Origin of the sequence: Providencia rustigianii DSM 4541 (assembly GCF_000156395.1) — a bacterium.
GTDB classification, from domain to species: Bacteria; Pseudomonadota; Gammaproteobacteria; order Enterobacterales; family Enterobacteriaceae; genus Providencia; species Providencia rustigianii.
In genome coordinates, this window is the sequence record NZ_GG703818.1 from 520,585 (window position 1) to 542,092 (window position 21,508).

The 21,508-nt window shown below is 42.1% G+C and carries 20 protein-coding genes and 1 tRNA gene; 1 reads left to right on the forward strand and 20 read right to left on the reverse strand.

What is annotated here, in order from left to right; translation table 11 throughout:
- Position 1 precedes the first annotated feature (1 nt).
- The 19 genes from hypD to PROVRUST_RS07530 all read right to left on the reverse strand — a co-directional run bounded on the left by hypD (position 2) and on the right by PROVRUST_RS07530 (position 19,278).
- Positions 2 to 1,114, reverse strand: coding sequence for a hydrogenase formation protein HypD (hypD, locus tag PROVRUST_RS07440; protein WP_006814145.1), 1,113 nt, complete (start codon positions 1,112 to 1,114; stop codon positions 2 to 4).
- Entirely contained in the window at positions 1,098 to 1,394 is a 297-nt protein-coding gene (hybG, locus tag PROVRUST_RS07445; RefSeq protein WP_006814146.1) for a hydrogenase maturation factor HybG, read from the reverse strand. Before hybG ends, hypD begins: the two co-directional genes overlap by 17 nt.
- Entirely contained in the window at positions 1,385 to 2,500 is a 1,116-nt protein-coding gene (gene hypB / locus PROVRUST_RS07450) for a hydrogenase nickel incorporation protein HypB (RefSeq protein ID WP_039854732.1), read from the reverse strand. The genes hybG and hypB overlap by 10 nt, the downstream gene beginning before the upstream one ends.
- Before the next feature lie 127 nt (positions 2,501 to 2,627).
- Positions 2,628 to 2,969 carry a hydrogenase maturation nickel metallochaperone HypA gene (hypA, locus tag PROVRUST_RS07455; RefSeq protein ID WP_006814149.1) on the reverse strand — a complete coding sequence of 114 codons (342 nt, stop codon included), beginning with the start codon at positions 2,967 to 2,969 and terminating at the stop codon, positions 2,628 to 2,630.
- Positions 2,969 to 3,454: a hydrogenase-2 assembly chaperone gene (gene hybE / locus PROVRUST_RS07460; RefSeq protein WP_039854946.1), complete on the reverse strand. Its 486-nt coding sequence runs from the start codon at positions 3,452 to 3,454 to the stop codon at positions 2,969 to 2,971. Before hybE ends, hypA begins: the two co-directional genes overlap by 1 nt.
- 7 nt (positions 3,455 to 3,461) lie before the next feature.
- Positions 3,462 to 3,956 carry a HyaD/HybD family hydrogenase maturation endopeptidase gene (locus tag PROVRUST_RS07465; protein WP_006814151.1) on the reverse strand — a complete coding sequence of 165 codons (495 nt, stop codon included), beginning with the start codon at positions 3,954 to 3,956 and terminating at the stop codon, positions 3,462 to 3,464.
- Complete coding sequence (gene hybC, locus PROVRUST_RS07470; protein ID WP_006814152.1) at positions 3,956 to 5,659, reverse strand: hydrogenase 2 large subunit; 1,704 nt, start codon at positions 5,657 to 5,659, stop codon at positions 3,956 to 3,958. Before hybC ends, PROVRUST_RS07465 begins: the two co-directional genes overlap by 1 nt.
- Positions 5,656 to 6,843, reverse strand: coding sequence for a Ni/Fe-hydrogenase cytochrome b subunit (hybB, locus tag PROVRUST_RS07475; RefSeq protein ID WP_006814153.1), 1,188 nt, complete (start codon positions 6,841 to 6,843; stop codon positions 5,656 to 5,658). Before hybB ends, hybC begins: the two co-directional genes overlap by 4 nt.
- Complete coding sequence (gene hybA / locus PROVRUST_RS07480; protein ID WP_006814154.1) at positions 6,830 to 7,879, reverse strand: hydrogenase 2 operon protein HybA; 1,050 nt, start codon at positions 7,877 to 7,879, stop codon at positions 6,830 to 6,832. Before hybA ends, hybB begins: the two co-directional genes overlap by 14 nt.
- Positions 7,880 to 7,881: 2 nt before the next feature.
- Positions 7,882 to 9,000: a hydrogenase 2 small subunit gene (gene hybO, locus PROVRUST_RS07485; RefSeq protein WP_006814155.1), complete on the reverse strand. Its 1,119-nt coding sequence runs from the start codon at positions 8,998 to 9,000 to the stop codon at positions 7,882 to 7,884.
- Between the two features lie 613 nt (positions 9,001 to 9,613).
- Complete coding sequence (gene hypF / locus PROVRUST_RS07490; RefSeq protein ID WP_006814157.1) at positions 9,614 to 11,893, reverse strand: carbamoyltransferase HypF; 2,280 nt, start codon at positions 11,891 to 11,893, stop codon at positions 9,614 to 9,616.
- 138 nt (positions 11,894 to 12,031) lie between these two features.
- Positions 12,032 to 12,886 (reverse strand): MrpH family fimbial adhesin, encoded by an 855-nt coding sequence (locus PROVRUST_RS07495; protein WP_006814158.1) that lies wholly within the window; start codon positions 12,884 to 12,886, stop codon positions 12,032 to 12,034.
- A 19-nt stretch (positions 12,887 to 12,905) separates the two neighbouring features.
- Positions 12,906 to 13,418 (reverse strand): fimbrial protein, encoded by a 513-nt coding sequence (locus PROVRUST_RS07500; protein ID WP_006814159.1) that lies wholly within the window; start codon positions 13,416 to 13,418, stop codon positions 12,906 to 12,908.
- Positions 13,415 to 13,918, reverse strand: coding sequence for a fimbrial protein (locus PROVRUST_RS07505; protein ID WP_006814160.1), 504 nt, complete (start codon positions 13,916 to 13,918; stop codon positions 13,415 to 13,417). Before PROVRUST_RS07505 ends, PROVRUST_RS07500 begins: the two co-directional genes overlap by 4 nt.
- An 11-nt stretch (positions 13,919 to 13,929) precedes the next feature.
- Complete coding sequence (locus PROVRUST_RS07510; RefSeq protein ID WP_006814161.1) at positions 13,930 to 14,412, reverse strand: fimbrial protein; 483 nt, start codon at positions 14,410 to 14,412, stop codon at positions 13,930 to 13,932.
- Positions 14,413 to 14,439: 27 nt separating this feature from the next.
- Positions 14,440 to 15,174, reverse strand: coding sequence for a fimbria/pilus periplasmic chaperone (locus PROVRUST_RS07515; RefSeq protein ID WP_223844720.1), 735 nt, complete (start codon positions 15,172 to 15,174; stop codon positions 14,440 to 14,442).
- Between the two features lie 30 nt (positions 15,175 to 15,204).
- On the reverse strand, positions 15,205 to 17,676 hold the full coding sequence (locus PROVRUST_RS07520) for a fimbria/pilus outer membrane usher protein (protein WP_039854948.1): 2,472 nt from the start codon (positions 17,674 to 17,676) through the stop codon (positions 15,205 to 15,207).
- Between the two features lie 171 nt (positions 17,677 to 17,847).
- Entirely contained in the window at positions 17,848 to 18,414 is a 567-nt protein-coding gene (locus tag PROVRUST_RS07525; protein WP_006814164.1) for a fimbrial protein, read from the reverse strand.
- A 787-nt stretch (positions 18,415 to 19,201) separates the two neighbouring features.
- Positions 19,202 to 19,278 (reverse strand) — tRNA-Ile (locus PROVRUST_RS07530).
- A 354-nt stretch (positions 19,279 to 19,632) separates the two neighbouring features.
- Here PROVRUST_RS07530 and PROVRUST_RS07535 point away from each other — a divergent pair.
- Positions 19,633 to 20,706 (forward strand): NAD(P)H-dependent amine dehydrogenase family protein, encoded by a 1,074-nt coding sequence (locus PROVRUST_RS07535; protein WP_006814165.1) that lies wholly within the window; start codon positions 19,633 to 19,635, stop codon positions 20,704 to 20,706.
- A gap of 48 nt (positions 20,707 to 20,754) precedes the next feature.
- Here the strand turns inward: PROVRUST_RS07535 and PROVRUST_RS07540 are convergent, their stop codons facing one another.
- Positions 20,755 to 21,351: a GNAT family N-acetyltransferase gene (locus PROVRUST_RS07540; RefSeq protein ID WP_039854735.1), complete on the reverse strand. Its 597-nt coding sequence runs from the start codon at positions 21,349 to 21,351 to the stop codon at positions 20,755 to 20,757.
- Positions 21,352 to 21,508: the final 157 nt, after the last annotated feature.

A 21,508-nucleotide genomic window follows, 5' to 3' on the forward strand; every position in this document is an offset into this window, starting at 1 on the left:
TTTACGCCTCCCGACGATACTGATAATACGCGGCGCAAGCTCCTTCGGAGGAGACCATCAATGCACCAAATGCCGTTTGTGGCGTACAACGTTGACCAAATAATGGGCACTCATTCGGCTTACAACGACCGGTTAATACATCCCCACAACGGGCTTGAGGATCATCAGAAACCTGATGCGGCTGAATGTGGAAACGCAGTTCGGCATCAAACGATTGGTAATCCAATGTCAGTTGAACACCGGAACCCGCTATTTCACCTAATCCACGCCATTCGCTCGTGGCTTTCAATTCAAACACATCGTCCAGCGCTTTCAGAGCCAGCAAGTTACCTTTGTCCGCCACAATACGTTTATATTGGTTTTCCACTTCACAGCGTCCATCTGCAATTTGATCCACCAGCATGGCGAGCGCTTGCAAAATATCCAGTGGCTCAAACCCTGTCACCACCAATGGTTTATGGAATTCTTGTGTAATAAATTGGTAGGGATGAGCACCAATCACCATACTGACGTGACCCGGCGCAAGGAAACCATCAATGCGCACATCAGGCTGCTCCAGTAGGCTACGCAGTGTAGGAATGATGGTGATATGTTGGCAAAATATACTGAAGTTTTTCACCTGACGCAGACGGGCTTGTTGCAAGGTAAGCGCCGTGCTCGGCATGGTGGTTTCGAAACCCAAGGCAAAAAATACCACTTCGCGGTCGGGATTTTGCTGAGCAAGGTTTAACGCATCCAGTGGCGAATAGACGATCCGCACATCCGCACCACGGCGTTTGGCATCTAATAAAGAACCATTTTTACCCGGCACTCGCATGGCATCCCCATAAGTGCAGAAGATCACTTCAGGGCGTTCAGCAATTTCAATACAGCCGTCAATTCGCCCCATTGGCAAGACACAGACCGGGCAACCCGGTCCATGGACAAACTCAATTTCAGGGGGAAGCAGCTGGTCAATGCCAAACTTAAAAATCGCGTGGGTATGTCCCCCACACACTTCCATTAATTGCAATGGGCGCTGCTTCGCTTGAGGAATTTGGGCTACCCGTTTACGGATATGCTCCAACAAAACTTTCGCTAAAGCAGGGTCGCGAAACTCATCGACGTACTGCATCTGTTGCTCCCGAATTCAACCCACTAAAATCCCCCACTTCATGGTCTAATTGGCTCATAGCCATTAGCGCATCAAGGGTGGCTTGAGCCTCTTCTTCGTTAATGATACTCATCGCGAAGCCAACGTGTACCAAGACCCATTGACCTAATAGTTCCGCGGTGTCACCCTCGCAAATCAGCCCAATATTGACGTCGCGTTTTACACCACAAACGTCGACTTGAGCCAGTTGGTGAATATCTTCACCGACCGCGACAATTTTCCCGGGAATTCCTAAGCACATAACTGGGTCTCCAGCCACGCTAACCAAGCATCCATCCCCTCGCCACTTGTCGCGGAGACTTTGATCACTTGAATATTTGGATTAACGCGTTTGGCATTGGCAATACACGCTTCAACATCGAAATGTAGATAAGGCAGTAAGTCAATTTTGTTGAGGATCATAATATCTGACGCCGCAAACATGTGCGGGTATTTCAAGGGTTTGTCTTCACCTTCAGTCACAGACAATACCGCAACTTTATGACGTTCGCCGAGGTCAAAGCTTGCTGGACAAACGAGGTTACCCACGTTTTCAATAAACAGTAAGCTGTTGTCGTCCAAACCTAAACGGTCTACAGCATCATGCACCATTTGTGCATCTAAATGGCAGCCTTTACCGGTATTCACTTGAATCGCAGGTACACCCGTTTCACGAATACGCTGAGCGTCGTTGGTGGTTTGCTGATCCCCTTCGATCACGGCGCAGTTCAGTTTGTCGCGCAGACGTAACAAGGTTTCAGTCAATAAGGTGGTTTTGCCTGAGCCGGGGCTAGAAACTAGGTTCAATGCCAGAATATTTTTTGCCGCAAAATCTTCACGGTTATGTTCGGCTAGATGGTTGTTTTTATCGAGAACATCCATCTCAATTTGTAGCATGCGTTTTTGGCTAATGCCCGGGGCATGGGTGCCCGCTTCACCGTGTCCATAATCAAGGTCGTGGTGCTCACCCGCAGGTTCAAAAGTCGTTTCAACCTCACCATGAAGATGCTGATGTTCGTGTTTATGTTTATGCTTATGTTTTTCTACTTTAACGCCGCTCGTTGCAGCTTCAGCTTGGTAGTAATGGTTAACATCACCTTGGTGATAATAGTGATGATGAATAATCACTGTTTTACCACTTTGTTGAGGAGCATGGTCATGGTCGTGATGGTGGTCATGATCGTGATGATGGTCGTGATCATGGCTATGACCATGATGATCATGATCGTGATGATGGTCATGAGAATGAGGATGCTGATGGTCATGAGAATGAGGATGCTGATGGTCATGTCCATGGTGATGCTCATGATTATGGTCATCACCTTCAATTCTGCGCTCTCCCGATGCACAGCCACAAGTACTACACATGGTATTACTCCTTAGTCGAGTGTTATCACGTCAGCTTAGTTCAAGCCCCAAAAAAAAGGTTGATTCACCGCAAGGTCAATCAACAAATTTCACGCTAAATCACACAAAAGGTTACTAGATCAAAATTCTACTCAATTTCAAGTTCTTTGATTCGAAGGCTATCCCCGTTTTCAACTTTCAGGTTGAAACCGTGACATTTTGGGCAAGGAGTCTCGTGGGTATGGATTTCAACACTTTCACTACAATCCCAACACCAAGCTTGAGCAGGACGATACACAATATGTAATTGGCTACCGTGTGCCACGGTGTCGCGGCACGCGATATCAAAACAAAAACGTAGCGCACTCTCTTCTACGCAAGAGAGCGCACCAATTTCTAACCAAACTCCCGTCACTTTATTCACGTTATGCTGCCGCGCCTGCTGCTCAATAATGTCAACGGCACTTTGGCACAAAGAGACTTCATGCATTATTTATCTCCCAAGTAACGGGCAAACACGGCTCTACGCTCTGGTGATTTCGGTACATTTGGATCTGTCACTGGCAAGGATAGCAACATCCGAGCACAGTCATCCGCCAGATGCACACCTTGTTCCGCCGTCAGTTTTCTGTCTAACGGCGACATCAATGAGCATGCTAAATACTGAGTTAACCCTTCAAGTTCCCCTACCGTGTAGGTCATTTCGCCATACGGTAGGATCAACCCAAGTTTTTCGCCAACCGTACGATGTTCCCAATACTGATCGGGTCCCGGCAGAATAATGGCACTCAGCATCCATGGGGTGATAACCACCCCAACCCACTGATTTTCAAACACGCTAAACGGACTGGCATAAATGCCCATCGTTGGGTGCAAGAAAGATAAATCATGCATCGACTGTTCAGAAACCCGTTCAAACGCAGCCTGAACTAACGGCTGCGGATTGTTTGAGTAACCTTGAATATCACTAGGCATAGTTTCATCAGGCATGGAGACTCTCTTCTTTTTCGATAATCTCTAACCCCTCACTGCGTAATACTTCAATGACTTTTTGCAGTGCGGGTTCTAATGCGGCTTTACCTGTTTCTGTTAAACCAATACGTGGCTCCAAAGATTCAGGCACAATACCGACCAACGTTAAGCGCTTAGGGAATTCATCGGTAAGATGCAATGCGGACAACACGTCAGATAGCCCTAACTGATGAGGCGAGATTTTACGCGTAAACAGCGCAGGAACTTCCTCATCTCGTAACACCAAAATGTTACCAGGTTGCTGGCTCGACAAGACCACATCCGCAATAATCAAATGATCGCGATCCGCCATGGCGCCAATCAGCTCCATGCCTGCGGTTCCCCCATCCAATACTTCGACACATTCTGGCAAGTGATAACGTTGTTCGAGTGCCTCGACAATACGGACACCGATCCCTTCATCACTGAGCAAAATGTTGCCTACACCTAAGACTAAAATTCGCATTAAAGCACCTTCACCTTAGTCACTTCGGAGCCTTCCGTATCAACGATATGCACCGCACAGGACATACATGGGTCAAATGAGTGGATAGTACGCACCACTTCCAATGGCTTAGATGGATCAGCCACTGGCGTTCCCACCAATGCTTGTTCGTAAGGACCCGGTTCGTCATTGAAGTTACGTGGACCCGAGTTCCATGTTGATGGCACTACCGCTTGATAGTTTTCAATTTTGCCATCTTTAACCACGACCCAGTGGGATAACAGACCGCGAGGAACTTCACCAAAACCGACCCCTTTGATTGCCACATCTTGCGGGAAGTTTGGTTTGATAAAGGTGGTGTGGTCACCTTTCGCAATGTTATCCACCAGCGCTTGCCATTGGATGGATAAGGTTTCATTCAACACGCAGCAACGTACTGAACGACCAATAATACGGCCAAAGGTAGACTCTAATTGGTTTTTGGTAATTGTGTTGCCGGTTAGGGCTTGGTACAGACCCACAATTTGGTTGAAGTGTTTTTCTGTCGGCTCATGTTTTGCCGCCAGTTTACACAGCAAATCAGCTAATGGACCCACTTCCACAGTTTTGTCGTAGAAGGTTGGCGCTTTAACCCACGAATATTTACCGTCATCATCCCAGCCAGTGTAGTCAGGAATTGTGGTTCCTTCCCATGGGGCTTGTGGCTCATTATCTTTGTACCACGCGTGTTTACTGCTCTCTTTGATACCATTGATCAGGTATTCGTCAGTGTGGCTAGTAATTGGACGATAAGTACTGAAATCTGCATTTTCCAGATAACCACCCGGCAGTAAGAAGCTGCCATTTTTGTTATCCATTGGCATTTCTGGAACGCACATATAATGTTGCGCACCTTTACCAACTTCTAGCCATTCTGGGTAACCTGCTGCAATCACTGCGGCATCAACTTTATAAACTTGCTCGATAAAGTCACCTAAGCGGTCAATGAAGGATTTCACATACATTAAGCGCTCAAGGTTCAACACGCCCAGACCGTCTAGATTGATTGGGTTTGCTACCCCACCCACCGCTAAGTTTTGAATATGCGGCGTTTTACCACCCAGCAGTGCCACGATACGGTTAGCATCACGTTGGCATTCTAGCGCTTGCAGGTAGTGAGCAACCGCAATCAGGTTCACTTCTGGCGATAATTTCATCGCTGGGTGACCCCAATAGCCGTTGGCAAAAATACCCAACTGCCCACTGGCAACTAAATCTTTAATTTTGTTCTGAACGCGAGTGAACTCTTCTGGGCTATTTAAAGACCATGTCGAAACGCCTTTTAGCATGTCTGCGGCTTTGGTTGGATCCGCTTGCAATGCCGAGGTGATATCAACCCAGTCCAACGCTGACAACTGATAAAAATGCACAATATGGTCTTGGATAGTATGCGCAGCCAAAATCATGTTACGGATGTATTGCGCATTGACCGGCACTTCAAGATTTAAAGCACTTTCAATGGTGCGCACGGAAATAATGCCGTGCACCGTGGTACATACCCCACAAATACGCTGCATGATCATCCATGCATCGCGAGCATCTTTTCCTTTTACAATCTCTTCCATACCGCGCCACATGGTGCCGGATGCCCAAGCTTTTGTGACTTTTCCATCTTCGATTTCACAATCAATGCGTAAGTGACCTTCGATACGAGTTACCGGGTCAATTGTTATACGTTGGCTCATGCTTTACCTCGGGCCTGAGAAGGACTCAAATTAGATTTTTTTAGTGCTGGAATAATTGGCAGTAAGCGGATCAGTAAGATGTAAGCACACACTTCGATCGCGACGAAACCAATTGAAATTAGTATCTCTTCAGTGGTTGGGAAATAGTCATACCCACCACCTGGATTGAATGCGATTAGCGAGTAGTTCATACGCCACAGCGCCGCACCAATCAGCATGCTTAGACCGCTGAAATATAACCATCTTGAATCCATACGTAATGATGGTTTACGGAAAATCACTAATGGGATGACCATTAACGCCGTTTCGATCCAGAACATGATGGCGTAGAAATCAAAGCCCATCACGTAATGCATCTTGCCGCGATAAATCAGCTCACCAAAGCGACAAACCAAGAACAGCACTAAGAAGACTTGGAGAATATTGGTTATCTTGATAAACAGGGGTCGCTCATCAGCCCCTTGCCCTTTTAACGCTGCTTGCAGTAATGAGCCTTCAAATATGACAATGGAGAAGCCCATAATAAATGCGGTCAATAGCGATAAGAGCGGCAACATTTCATAGCTTTGCCAAATCGGATGGACTTTATAACCTGCCGCAATCATTAATGAACCCATTGATGATTGGTGCATCATTGGCAGTAATGCTCCTAACGCAATGATAAAGAACATCACTTTATTCAAGCGTTTTAAGAAAACTTTCCAACCAAATTTTTCACAAATTGCAGGGGCAAATTCCAATGCCATCACACCGATGTAGATAGTCATACAGACGGCAGTTTCAAACAGTACGGAGTTGGTATTAAAGTAACCTGGAATATAGAAATATGGCAGGTTCCAGTAACGACCAACGTCGATAGTGATGGATAAACCACCGAGGGAATAACCAAATAAGCTGGCGAGTAACGCGGGGCGTACTAGCGGATGGTATTCACCACGATTAAATACATAAACCGCCCATGCCAATGCCCAACCACCACAGGCAAAACCTGTACCAATTAGCAAGTCAAAGGCAATCCAGATACCCCATGGATAGCCGCCGTTTAAGTCAGAAACTGACCCCAATCCAAACACTAAACGTTTAACAATCAGAATCAGGCACAGGAAGACGAATGGGCCAAAGACAATCACTGGCCAACTGACTAAACGCCCGCCTAGCGGCTGTTCTTTATCATGCGTCGCCATTAGAGTCGTCTCCTTTGTTGTCATGAGATTTACCATCATGAGGTTTGCCATCATGAGATTGGTCGTCATGGGAATCATGATGATCCTGTTTCTTGGTGTTGCGATACACTAAGAAACTTAACCCCGCCAATGCGGCTAAAGGCAGAACCATACCTTTGTACAGTGTGTGCTGAACGTTTTCAGAACGCGCACCTGTTGCTAACTCATCCAGTTCAGGTAAGCCAAGGTTTTGGTACGGTACACCAGAGAGCACCATGACCTGCGTTCCACCGGCTTCTAATTCACCATAAACATGTTGCTGATATTTTGGCGCTGGCATGACGTTCGGGTCGTTGTGGTGCAGCGTTTGGCGAGGAAAACCATACTCTTCACCCACTTTCAGTGATAAACGTTTTTTGGCTTCCGCCAGAAGCTCTTCGCGAGTACCAAAAATAACTGCCCCCGTAGGACAAACTTCAACACAACCCGGTAAACCGCCTTTATCCAGACGTTCAACACCTTTCTGGTTACACAGTTCACATTTATGGATCGCACCAAATTTGTCATCGTATGCATATTTAGGGATGTTAAATGGACAACCCACCATGCAGTAACGGCAACCCGTACAGATATCGGGATCGTAATGCACAATCCCCGTTTTCGGGTCTTTAGTCAGCGCAGAAACTGGGCAAACAGAAACACAGTTCGGGTCAACGCAATGCATACACTGTTTTTTAATGTAGGCGTAACCGTCTTTTTCCTGATCTTTATGTAAGCCAGTACCGTCACTCCAGACTTGAATGATGTTATTGGTGTATGGCGTTAACTTATCGTTGTTTGACCATGTTTGTGGCCCCACAGGATTACGCTCAGGATGGTTGATATCCTGACATTTGGTTACGCACGCCTGACAACCTACACATAACGTTGAGTCGTAGAGCATCCCAAGTGAATTCGGAATTGGCGGTCTGTTTTCCGCTCCCGCCAAGCTAGGTGTTGAAGTGCTGGCTAACAGCGCTCCCCCAGCTGAGAGCTTAAGAAAATTTCGTCTATCCACGGTTATTCTCCCCGTGAGTCGTTATCATTTTGACGTTTTTGACGTCCCAACTCACGTACCGCCATCACACTGACACCTGCAACCAGACCAACCACACCACCGATTAGACCGACTGCTGTGGCAGAAACTTGACCACCTTCTTTGTTATTCAAATCCGGTTTTTCTGAGCGTGGCGTTTGGTTTTCAACGTTTGCAAGTTGGTGTATCGCTTTATGGAAGCCGACATTTTCTTCGTTACAGCCATAGCATGGGTGACCAATCGCTACAGGCCAAACTCCGCCCACATCACAGAATTGCAAGGTTGAACAGTTACCGTAAGTTTCAGGACCTTTGCATCCTAAATGGTATAAACACCAACCTTCACGGTGACCAGCATCGCCAAACTCTTTTGCGAAGCGTCCCGCATCAAAATGTGGTCGACGTTCACAATGTTCATGAATTAATCGACCGTACGCGAACATTGGACGGTTTTTGCTATCCAATGCTGGTGGGCGATTAAAAGTAATAATATGTGCGACTGTCGCTAAAAAATTGTGTGGGTTAGGTGGGCAGCCAGGAATATTAATAATGGTTTTATCTTTGATGACTTCACTCAGACCCACTGCACCTGTTGGGTTACTTCCCGCTGCGGCAACACCGCCCCAAGAAGCACAAGAACCGATAGCAATAATCGCCGCTGCATGCTCTGCCGCCATACGAATATGCTCAACAATAGGTTTACCCGCCACCATGCAATAGATCCCATCGTCTTTCAGTGGAATCGAGCCATCAACGACTAAAACATATCGACCTTTGTATCTTTCAATCGCATTGTGTTTATTTTCTTCAACTTGTTCACCAAATGCGGCTGACAGTACTTCGTGATATTCGAGAGAAATGGTATCGAGAATTAAGTTTTCGAGGGTCGGGTGAGTTGCACACAACAAAGATTCTGTACAACCCGTACACTCTTGCGCACCAATCCAAATGACCGGTGGGCGTTCTGGATCACTGACCGCATCTGCCATTTGAGCAGCGGCTTTTCCACTTAACCCCATTGTCGCAGCGAGTGCTGTACATAACTTCATAAAGTCACGGCGATTAATGCCATGGGGAGAAATAATAGAGTTATCTCCTGCCATTTCTATTTCCTATTATGAGTGGCTTAAAGCCTATTTATTAGGCTATTTTTCTTTACGATTTTGTATTCAAAAAATACATAAATCCCTCCGCACATTTAAAATATGCTTCAGTTTTGATGTATTATTTGTATTCAAAATTGCTTCAACAATTACATCTAATAAACAATATTCTTATTAGACGTTACCTGATGTGTAAATATGAATGAGATCCTAGTCCTACCACCTTTTAATCACTTGATCTTCATCAAGAGGCAATAAGAAATTTGGTCTTTTTTAAATTTATGATAGAAAAATCGATTCAGCCAAGGGTTAGCAGATGATTTGACTTTTTATTGAAAATTTTAATATTCCAAAAAATAAAGATTATAATCAATTGAAAATAAAGAAAAAAACCAAAACAGCATCATTCCGTTAATATATTTAACAGAACTGAAAAGATTAATTAAACGAATTCCGAGTAGCTTTTTTTGATGTTCATTCAATTCTATTTAAAAACAAATAAGAATTAATCTCAAAAAAGATAAATAAGAATAAATATCAAAAAGAATAAAGCTAAATTTAAATAAGTTTATATATTCGTTTATTTAAAATAAAGCCTGACTATTATTGTCAGTTATTCATCTTTAATTTGAGCAGTAGCTATCGCCGCCTGTCCTAACGCTAATCCTCCATCGCCCATCGGCAATTGGCGTGCATATAGCACATCCAAAGGCTGCAATTTTTCAACCAGTAGCTGACGCAATAATAGGTTATGCATCACCCCACCAGATAAAACTACCTTATTAATTTCATACCGGTGAGCAGCTTGATGCGCTAGATCTGCAAATCCCTGCGCTAAAGCGACATGAAAAGCATGAGCACGCTCAGCATCAGGTGCAGAATAACGCAACCATTGCTGCCAAAATGTTTTCAAATCCAATTGTTGCCCAATCACTGGCAAACTTACCGGATGCTGTTTTAGGACACTTTGCCGAGCTAGTGCTTCTAGTTGGCAAGCTCCCTCCCCCTCCCAGCTCATCTGCTGTTTACAGATCCCCAATGCTGCCGAAATCGCATCGAAAAGTCGCCCAGCGGATGACGCTGTAGGGCTATTAATTCCACGTAGCATCGCTTTTTGGAGTACTGGATAAGGGAAAGGCTGGAGCGTTGAAGCGATTGGCAATGTTTGCCAATTCGGAACAAATTGCTCCAAATGAGCCAATAAATTTCGCCATGGTTGGCGGGAGGCCAAATCTCCCCCCGGCATTGGAACGGGGGGTAATCCACCAATATGCTGGCTGGCACGGTAATCCACCAATAAACATTCTCCGCCCCATAAACGATTATCATCGCCAAAGCCTAAACCATCTAAGGCTAAACCGATCACTTTCTCATGGCCAAGGGGAATGCCATGCTCAACCATCACCGCCGCAATATGGGCATGATGATGCTGGACTTGGATAAATGGAATGTGTAATTGCTCGCTCAAGGATTTACCGTAGCGATGACTGACATAACTAGGGTGCATATCCCCGACTAATACTGTTGGTGTAAAGCGGTAAATTGATTCAAAAAGATGGATAGTTTTTTGATATTGTTGATAAATATCAATATCATCCAAATCGCCCAAATGTTGACTGAGCACCGCGTTTTTATCACGTAATAAGCAAAAAGTATTTTTTAAATCTGCGCCAAGCGCCAAAATAGATGGGGAGTTTTCGAAACCTGCGGGAAGTTCAATAGCATCAGGAACATAGCCCCTTGCTCGGCGCAGCATTTCCGCCTGTCCCCCATGGTAGCGCACCAAAGAGTCATCCGCTCGTTGGACAATCTCCCGATTATGTATCAACCAAATATCGGCAATATTGGCTAAATCCGTCAACGCCTCTTGGTCGGTTAACACCGGCGGTTTGCCAGAGGCATTTCCCGAAGTCATGACTAAAGGAGTATTCACCTCTGACATCAATAAATGCTGTAAGGGATTTGATGGCAGCATGACCCCAATTTCCTGTAAGTGGGGCGCAATATCAGGGCTAAGTAAACTATTGGCCCAAATCGGGATCAAAACAATCGGAGCGGCAGAACTTTGAAGTAAAGCTCTCAGTCCATCAGTAACCTCAACCCCTTGCTCTGCTAACCAATTGATTGATGGGATCATGACCGCTAAGGGCTTGCTTGGGCGATGTTTACGTTGTCGTAATTGATTGACCGCAGGGGAATTTGTGGCATCACAAGCTAGATGGAATCCCCCTACCCCTTTAATCGCTGCAATTTCCCCAGCCAATAATCGTTGAGCCGTTTGCTTTAACGCCTCATATTTTGTCGCTAATAAGTTTCCCGACCTATCACACAGCTGGATTTCTGGTCCACAAACAGCACAAGCATTTGGCTGAGCATGAAAGCGGCGATCGGCAGGATCCTCATATTCTTGCTGACATTCAGGGCACAGTGGAAATTCTGCCATTGAGGTATTTGGGCGGTCATAGGGCATTTGACGGATAATCGTAAAACGAGGCCCGCAATGGGTACAATTTGCGAACGGATAATGATAGCGGCGATTTGAGGGATCAAAAAGTTCGCTACTGCACGCTTCACACGTGGCTGCATCCGGAATAACTTGGGTATCCATTCTACCCGCACCGCTGTGACGGATAGAAAATTTTTCGGGTATTTCATCCCAATCAAAAGGCTGGGATTGCACCGATTCAATATGTGCTAGTGGCGGGCAATGCTGATACAGTAATTCAGTAAATACGCAGATATCCGCATCTGCAAGGAAACGGACTAGGACACCTTCCCCATCGTTACAGACATCACCTTTGAAAGCACATTGATGGGCTAACTGCCATACATAAGGTCGGAAACCAACCCCTTGCACTTTACCTTTGATCCGCAGCTGTATTCCGTTTTTCACCCAAATGCCCTCTTATGATGGAGAAGGTATTCTCGCGCTAATAAGTAAAAATAACCTAAGTTAAGATCAAAAAATGGCAGAGTAGTGGTCATCAAATTTCACCATCACTCTGCCATTTGCATATTATCAGGTTTGTTATTACGGAATTTCTACCGATAACAGGAAAATTCCAGAATATTCGTCCGGTGCAAGATCCTTGGTTTTCACTAATCGGCTAGAGACTCGAAACTGTTTTTTCACAAAAGACTCAACCGTTAATATTGTTGAAGGTGAACCGTCCACATTAATTTCTGACTCTAACCCATCCGCAATAAAGATAAAGTTATCATTATCTAAACCAGCCACTGCTGCAATTTTTACATCTGTAGTATCCGTGCAACTAACGGTGAAGTTTTCTGTCACAGTATGCCCATTTAGGGAACTATTGGATAAAGTGCCGTGGTCGATATAATCTGGACCTTCGATATTACAGTTTACCGTCCCCGGGTCTAATGGGGAGCAGAGTATAATCGGGTTATCCGCAGTTTGCTCCCTCTGCATTTTCTGCCGATAAAGAATTCCTAAATTGAAGCAATATCCAACACCCGGTCTTCTTGGATAAAATTGCCAACGACCCGGTATTTGTCTATTTAATACATTATCGTTTTCTAATGCTCGCGCAACTTCACTAAATGTAACGGGTTTTTCATCCCATGAACTTCTTTCTCTCAATCTGACAGAATGCGTGTCAAAGTTAACAATGTGTGAGTTGCCAGCACCATATCCACCATCAGCATAAGTTCCCCATGATCCTAATTCGATATCACAAGGGCAGCTTCCTGTTGTTTGTACAGCCATCGGACGATTATCATGTTGCAAATCGCCACGTAAAATATACCGTGTATCCATCCACGCACCATAGTCAGTGAGTAGCTCACCTTGCGCGGCGAATTCAGCTCGTGCAACTTGAAAAGGCGATATCAGTAATAAACAGATAAATATGAGTTTTTTCATAATAACCTTAACAACGTAGTTATTCGTAATAGATATTGAAGGTTGTTGTAGCGGTAAAATCACCTAATTTAATACTCTTATTCGCGATAGCATCATCTTCAGCAAGGATAGAGGCCTTAAAGGTAATAGCGGCCGGAAAGTCATTGTTTTTCATCCCACTAACTGGATATTGAGTATTAATATCTATATCGCTATTGTCGTGCGTGAGCTTGATGGCATACCCTAAATCCCCCGTATCACCATCAACCGCCAGAGAACCTTTAATTTTTGAATTTACGACGCCAGTGAATTCCATTGAATATGAAAAATCAGGTAGATACTCACAATCAGATAGCGTAATGTTAAAAACTTCGGCAATCTCTCTTTGTCTATACAGATCCTTATCATTAACCTCATGAAACGGTATCTCTAGATCAGCGCCATCATTGATATTACAAGGGATTGCGTTCCTCAATACTCCAGAAAAGCTCACTTCATCCGCGAAAGCATTCCCAGAGAAATAAAACAGTAGAGTAAAGAAGATTATTTTCATTGATAAGCAACCGTCAATGTTGCATTGGCGGTAAATGCACCAGCATAGACGACCGCGTTACTTGAGCCACTTTTGACTAAGCTTGCTTTTAAATCTGGTGTTTCACCATCTGAGCGATAAGTATAAGTAAAGTCAGAATTAACTGACAGTGATCTTGAGCCGTTATAGAGCTGTAATCCAATCTCATCTTGTTCATTGATTGCTAACAGATCTCTATCAAATTCTGATTCAGCGCCATCGAAACTAAAAACAACGTCAGTTCCTGATGAAATACCGTTACATTCCCATTCAAAATCAATATCTTCAATATAGGTTTTGCCGTCTTTTGTTGGGACTAATGCCACAACCAAGTCATCACCAAAATATACGTTAATTGGTCGATTATCATTGATAACACAAGGTGTGCTTTCAATTAATCGCCCACTAAAGTTAACGGGTACCGCTAGCGCCGTGTGTGTAAAAGCCAACAATAAGAGTCCTGAAAGACAAATCTTTTTCATAAGAAAATACCTTAATGATACCCAACAGTGAGTGTTGCGGTAGTAGAAAACTCGCCTCCAACAGGTCTTATCCCATCAGCTAATGCTAGTTCTGCGGTTAAAGATGGTGGATTAGAATAGTTATCAATTTCGTATCGAGTTCCTATATTCATAGGGCCATTATCGAAATATAACTTAATATTCAAACCCGGCGTGTTATCGACTTCAAGGCTATTCGCCGTTTCCCCTCTGGCACCTTCAAAAATCAAATACAATTCATCAAACGAGGAATCACAATACAATTTATACTTCACTGGCTGGGTGTATTTTCCGGAATCAATTTGCCCGATAACCACATCGTCACCGAAATCGACATAAATTTCTTCATTGTCGTTTAATACACATCCGCCCGATAAAATATTCACTCTAACAGTCACAAATTTCCCATCTGCAAACGACAATACAGACACAAAAAACAGTAAACTAAGGCACAATAACTTCTTAACTATTGGCATGGTCTCTATCCATCATTTGCAGTTTGGTTATTTGGTCTCTTTCGCACGACATTCTGTTGCAGAACAGCTAAATGGTAAATCCACTTGTCCACCGTAGTCATTGATATAATTAATGACCGGCGCTGAGCCTAATTGATCTGCCGTCAGCGATAGTTTTGTTTCAGCAAACGGCGCAATATCGGTAGCAGTAAAACCCGCTATTTTTTCTGAGGTTGCATTTTTCTTAACGCTATTCATGATGATGTAATACGGTGTTGGGTTTTTGGCATATATTTCGCCATTTTTCTTAACCAACACTAATTTATGCTGCCATGGTGAATTTTTCATTTCAGTTGAATCCATTACTAATGATTCAGGACGATAAAAAAACTTCACTCGAGTTTGCAGTGCAATTTGCAATACGTTACTTTTTTTACTTGTTGGTGGAATTTCTCTCAAATTAAAGAAAAACATCGTTTCTCTATCTTGAGGTAATTTCACCACATCCGGTAAAGCTTCAATTCGTAATTGGCTAGTTTGCCCCGCGTTAATTCGCTGAATTGGTGGCAGGATCGTAAAATATGAAGTCAGTTTTTCGCCATTAGGCACTTGCATCCAACCTTGAGCTAAATAAGGCAGTTGGTTATTTTTATTACTGACTGTTAATGAAATTGAATTGCTATCTCCATTATAAATAATTCGAGTACGATCCATCGAAATAGCAGAATAGGCATTCGCTGTGACAAAACAGCTAAGTAATATTACGGATAATTTCTTCATCATAAACATTAGCCTTCTTTTTAATATATTTTATTAATTGCAGGGTAAGAGCAATTTGTCGAAAACATCGTGCGATTCAATATCTTTAGGGAATGTAATAACACATTCAGAACCTTGCCAAGTAACATTCATAGTTTCACCCGGTCTAATTCCCCCAATATAGGCTTCGCCTTGGTCTCCAACAATTCCCGTCACCTTACCGTCATTATTTTTAATATCGGATGCGAAAGGAGGATAACTCCCATCTTTTAATCTCAATAGAACCATTAATTTCTTACCGTAAATAACATCAAAATTTCGGTACCCTATTGCGCCTTCTGTTAACGTTGATTGAGCAATGGAATCCGCCACTTCAACATTTTTAGGTAGTTTATTAATATCTATTGCTAAATTCGTTTTATAGTAGCTAGTTAAATCTGGAACGATGGCTTTACCAAAACTGTTCGAGCGCAATGTGGTTCCATTATATTTTACAGGTACATCTTTAACGCCGTTGGTATCAACAAAAATGCGGGTTCCACCAAGTGCGGTAATTGGATGAAATCCAGCCCCATAGCCTGTTAATGTCATTCCACCTTGCAGTGTCGATGACAGACTCATCGAGCTATTACTCATATAGTTGAAGCTAGAATTAAAGTCAGAATTGTTTCCTTTGTGGCTGTAATATCCACTGAGTAAGGCACTGTGCCTGTTATTACCAACGCTGAGTGATACATTATTTCTATCGTCAATTCGGGTATTGGCAGTGAGCTTGTTGGTATTATCATTCCTACCATTGTACGTCGAAGCGCTGATATTCGTTCCACTTGTCAATGGCACAGATACGCTGACATAAACGCCATTATCTCGGAAACTCTGCATCTTACTGCTAAATACGTTGATGGATAATCCAACGTTGTTAAACATTTTCGTATCGAAATACTTGGAAAATGTCATGTTATACCGATGGCTGTTGGGTCTATTCCAGTAAGTCTGATGGTTGTAGCTCAAATTCATGGATGAGCGCCAATCAGTAAAATTTTTGCTCACCGAGGCTGTGTATAGGTTTTTATTATGTCCGGCATACATCGATTCATGATTATTATAGGCGAGGAAATCACTCATCGTCATAAATTCACGATCCGTAAAACGATACGCCGATAACTGCAATTGACTACTGTGTGACTGAAAACTTTTATAATAATCAATCTTGTATGCTTTACCTTTGAGCGTAGGACCCTCTGAGAGTGACGCTACTGAATGATTTAAGGTAAAAGAAACTGCGCCAAACTGGAATAAATCACGCCCAACCCCCATCGCAAATGAATTGAATTTGCTACTGTTAAGCGCTCCACCAAAAATAGACCAGCCGTTGGTTATTCCCCATGACGCTTCACTTTGGGCAAAAATATCACCATTAACATGACGGTTTAAATCTGTTGGTCTACCCGCACTCATTTTATAACGAATAGAACCCGGTCGAGATAAAAAAGGAACATTTGTCGCTTCAACTTCAAATTCAGAGACTCGACCATCACTCTCTTCAACTCTAACCTGCAAAGTTCCTGTAATGCCGCTATTTAAATTTTGAATGCGAAAAGGACCAGCGGGCACTAAGCTTTCATAGATTAATCGACCATCTTGGCTGATTTTAACGATGGCATTTGTTTCGGCAAACCCCGTGACTTCTGGAGCGTAAGAACGCAAGCTAGGGGGCAACATATTGTCATCGGAGTACAAAGAAATTCCGGCAAATTTAAAATTATCAAATAAATTAGATTGCAGATAATCTTCGCCGACCGTTAATTTTGCCTTTAAGCTTCTAATCGCTCGATAGGCATAAATACTGGTCCACTGAAATTCTTTGGTGTCTCCCGCATTGCTATGCTGTACATGATTATAAGTGCCCTGCCAGTGTCCCCGTAAACGCCAACTACCTAAATTTGCGCCTAATACACCTAATCCTGAAAAATAAACCGTGTCACCCGCTTTATTATCACCTAAGCTGCGATTAAATTGAGAGGTTAAATTATAATCAAGAATAAGACCTTTAATTCCATCTTCCCAGCGTGATGCTGGCTCCCAGTCATCCGCAGAATATTCCTGATAATTTTTGGGAATATTTATATTCAACGTGCTATTTGATAATTCAGGTCTAACTTTCATTCCTGATAGACTAGATGTATCTAGACATTCTAATCCATCTATTGATTCCCATTTTAATGAATTTAATGCCTGTGGATTTAAGTTAAACTTCTCAACAATTTCATTGGTTATACAAGCCTCAGACTTTTCATCTCGACTAAAAATTTGTATTTTTTCTTCCGGTAAAAAAGCATTGTTAATATAAATTTTAAATGGATAAATACCGGGAACAATATATAAATCTCTAGAAAAAACAGCTAAGTTTATGTTTTCTCTATCTTCTGCATTCAAAATATTGACATTAAAATCAATATCATCATCTTCAGCAAAAGAAACTGATGACTGAAGTGAAATAAGTAATATTACGAGTAGTTTTTTCATGGGATCAAAAAATATTAACATTTAAAAACACAGATTTGATAATTTTATTTTTATTATTCATCATTGCTATGCCCTTAAATTTTAATAAAGTTCCTAAGCTGAAGTAATGAGTTTATTCATTACTTCAGCTTATCGCTATAGATATCTTTATAAATATTGTTCTAAAGCGAATTAATTATAAGTCAAAATAAAATCAGTTACTGCTTGGAATTCACCAGGAATAATTTCTACTGGATCAGAAGCGCCCTTTAATGTTCCTAAACCTTTAATGTAAGCAGCAAATTGCAGTGTATTAGTTACACCTTGCAGTTTATGAGTCGATTTAGTTTTTTCATTTAATACAATTGGAGCATTGTTGCTATCGACGATTTGGATACCAGCACCACCCGCAGTACCTGTAATCGCTAATAATGGATTACCGTTATTCTCAGCGGCTGCACCTGAAAATGTCACGTTCACGGTATCACCTGTTTCAACAGTACAGTCAATCAGTTTGATATCGAACATAACTGGGGATGATTGACCATCTGAAGTTTCACCATTTTTTAATACAACGTCAGCAATTTGACCTAAATCCACTGTTTGGTCTAAAGACGCAGGGTCAATAGAACAAGGTGCGCTGATGATGCTACCAGTAAAAGTGACTTTACCGTTACCGTGGTTCACTGGCGCAGAGAACGCGCTGAAGCTAATTAAACTTGTTGCTGCGATAGCCATAATAGTTTTATTGAATTTCATAAGATAATTCCTTAATTAAGTAATATTTAGAAATGAAAAATTAAGCAAAAATAAATCAATAAAATCGTCATTAATTAACGATTCAGATATAGAATTCGGAATGAAAGAACAATACATAGATAAGATTATTAATTGAATCTATTTGTTCTTTAGCTTCGGTTCGCATAAATATTATAATTACACTTAAAAGCTGTAAAGGCAGATACACCTATTGATAGTATTAAGTTTAATAGGCAGTTATTTCTTGATACATTTAATCACATTCCGATTATCAACAACCAATAAAAATCAATGAGTTATACATAATGTTTCATTAATTCACAAAAACATTAATATAATGACAAAACATTAAAAATCACTTCTTTTCAGTTTGTTACATTTTAATATTTCAATTCATACAATAATTTTCAATTACTACTAAATAGCGTAATGATTTATTTTAAAATTATAGTCAAATTCCTATTTTTATTTCCTGATAGTAAAAATTAATTTATTTAAATTGTTTGAATCATTATCATTAACTAAGAAGAAAGATTAAATTATTATTACTTTTATCTAATGAGAATTATTTAATGACTTAAAAATATATTTCTCTATCACACAGGATACTGACAATCAAAAATGAGGCTCATTTACGTTAATTTTATGGTTAGATTAATCTAAAGAGGAGTGTCTGAATTGATGGGAAATGGGCAGAGGGAAGCCATTTTGTCGCCATTGGCTTTTTAGACACAAAAAAGCCACTTTTTTCAAAGTGGCTTAATGCGCTGATTTAACAGCTAAAATTTGGTGGCCCCTGCTGGACTTGAACCAGCGACCAAGCGATTATGAGTCGCCTGCTCTAACCAACTGAGCTAAGGGGCCAAAGTGGTGCGATTATACGTGCTGTTTTAGTGAAGGTCTAGTATTTCAAAACTATATGGCGAATTTGTGTTCAAGGCGATGAGTTTCTCTATAATTCAACATTCTAGCATCATCAAAAATTATTATTCCCATCCCAATGTTCGGATTTTATTCTAGCTTTCCATTCTTTATTAGATAACAGTTTGTAGATAAGTCTGAGTTAATGACTAACCTATATCAAATAGTCGAACGTTACCCCCGACTAATCACTCTCTTTTTTATTTCGCATTCTTTGTTCAATTGATTGATATAAAACAATAATTTTATACTCTATATCTAACATGATGATTAAAAGATAAATAGCATAGGACGATAATGATGAAAAAAGTACGTGCAGTTCAATATGGTTGTGGAAAGATGGGTAAGTTTCTCATCCGTTACCTACAAGAACACGGTGCTGAAGTTGTGGCGGCTTTTGATATCAACGAAGCTGTTATAGGTAAAGATATTGGTGAGATTGCGGGTACTGCACCAACCGGAGTCAAAGTTCAGCCACTCCATGAAGCCGATAAGACCCTAGAAGCTTTAAAACCGGATGTCGGGATTATCGCTACCCTCAGTACCATGGCTGATTTAGAAGATGCATTCTCCCTATTTGCACGTCATGGCGTGAATGCTATTTCCACTGGCGAAGAAGCGCTCTACCCTTGGAACTCCTCCCCTGAAATTACCCAAAAACTCGATGAACTGGCCAAAGCCCATGACTGTACTTTAGCAGGTAGCGGCTATCCAGATATGTTTTGGGGTGTGCTTGTCGATACCCTCGCAGGTTCAATGCATAAATTGGTAAAAATTAAAGGTTCTAGCTGCTATAACGTCGAAGATTACGGGATTGCATTAGCCATCGGTCACGGTGCCGGACTGACTGTTGATGAGTTTAACCAGCAAATTGGCAACTATAATGACCTGCCTTATGAGGTGATTTCTCAAAAAATTGAGAGCGGCGAATATGCACCACCGTATATGTGGACTCAAAATGGTTGGCTGTGCAGCCGCTTAGGCTTAACTATCACTAGCCAAACTCAACGTTGCGTACCGCAAATTGCTAACGAAGATATTTACTCGGACACCTTAAAAATGACCGTGAAGAAAGGGGATGTTTTAGGTCTGTCAGCCGTGGTGATCACGGAAACAGCCGAAGGTGTCACCTTGGAAACCGAATGTATCGGTAAAATTTTAACGGCGGATGAGTGTGATAAAAATTGCTGGCAGTTAATCGGCGAGCCAGATACTGCTATTGAAGTGAATAACCCTGCAACGGTAGAGTTAACCTGTGCCAATTTGGTTAACCGCATCCCTGCACTGATTAATAGTCCTGCGGGCTATATCACTACAGAGAAAATGCCAAATAACGTCTATATGACTAAACCAATGCACGAATATCTATAAATAAATCATAAAGACAATAGCCCACTCTTTTGTGGGCTATTTTGTATCTCAACGTGGTTTTGTCATCAGCCATTCTATATGACGACGAACTGCCGGCCATTCATTGTTTAAGATGCTATATACGCAAGTATCACGCAACTCCCCTGTACGCGTCACCATATGATTGCGCAAGATCCCATCCAGCTTAGCGCCTAAACGTTCAATAGCTTTACGGCTTTGATGGTTTAAAAAATGCGTTCTCAGCTCAACAGCAACGCACTCAAGTTCTTCAAAAGCATACTTTAATAATAAGTACTTAGCTTCAGTATTCATGGGGGTACGCTGCGCCTCACCCCCATACCATGTGGCACCAATTTCAACTCGACGAACTCCGTGGTCAATGCGCATATAAGACGTCATTCCAACCGCCTTATTGGTACGTTGATCAATAATGGCGAATGGCAGCATTTCTTTGCTAGCAAAGCGAGCTAAACGCGTGTCCACGTCTTTGGCTAAATTCTCTGGCTCAGGTACGGAGGTATACCATAAATGGTGAAGCTTATCCCTAGCAATAATATCTGTAAAAACAGCGTCATGCTGGTGAGATAATAACTCTAATCGAACGTGCTTGCCTTCTAAGGTCACAACTTGGCAAATCTCTTTCATTGGCATGTTTCCTGAATTGAACAGATTATATGAATCCACTTACTATCGAATTACGACGACTTAATGACTTTCGATTGTTGTAACCCTTTTTTATGACAAAAAAATAAAATGGGATCTGCGTTCGTTGTTATTTAGCCGTTCTGTGTAAAACATATGA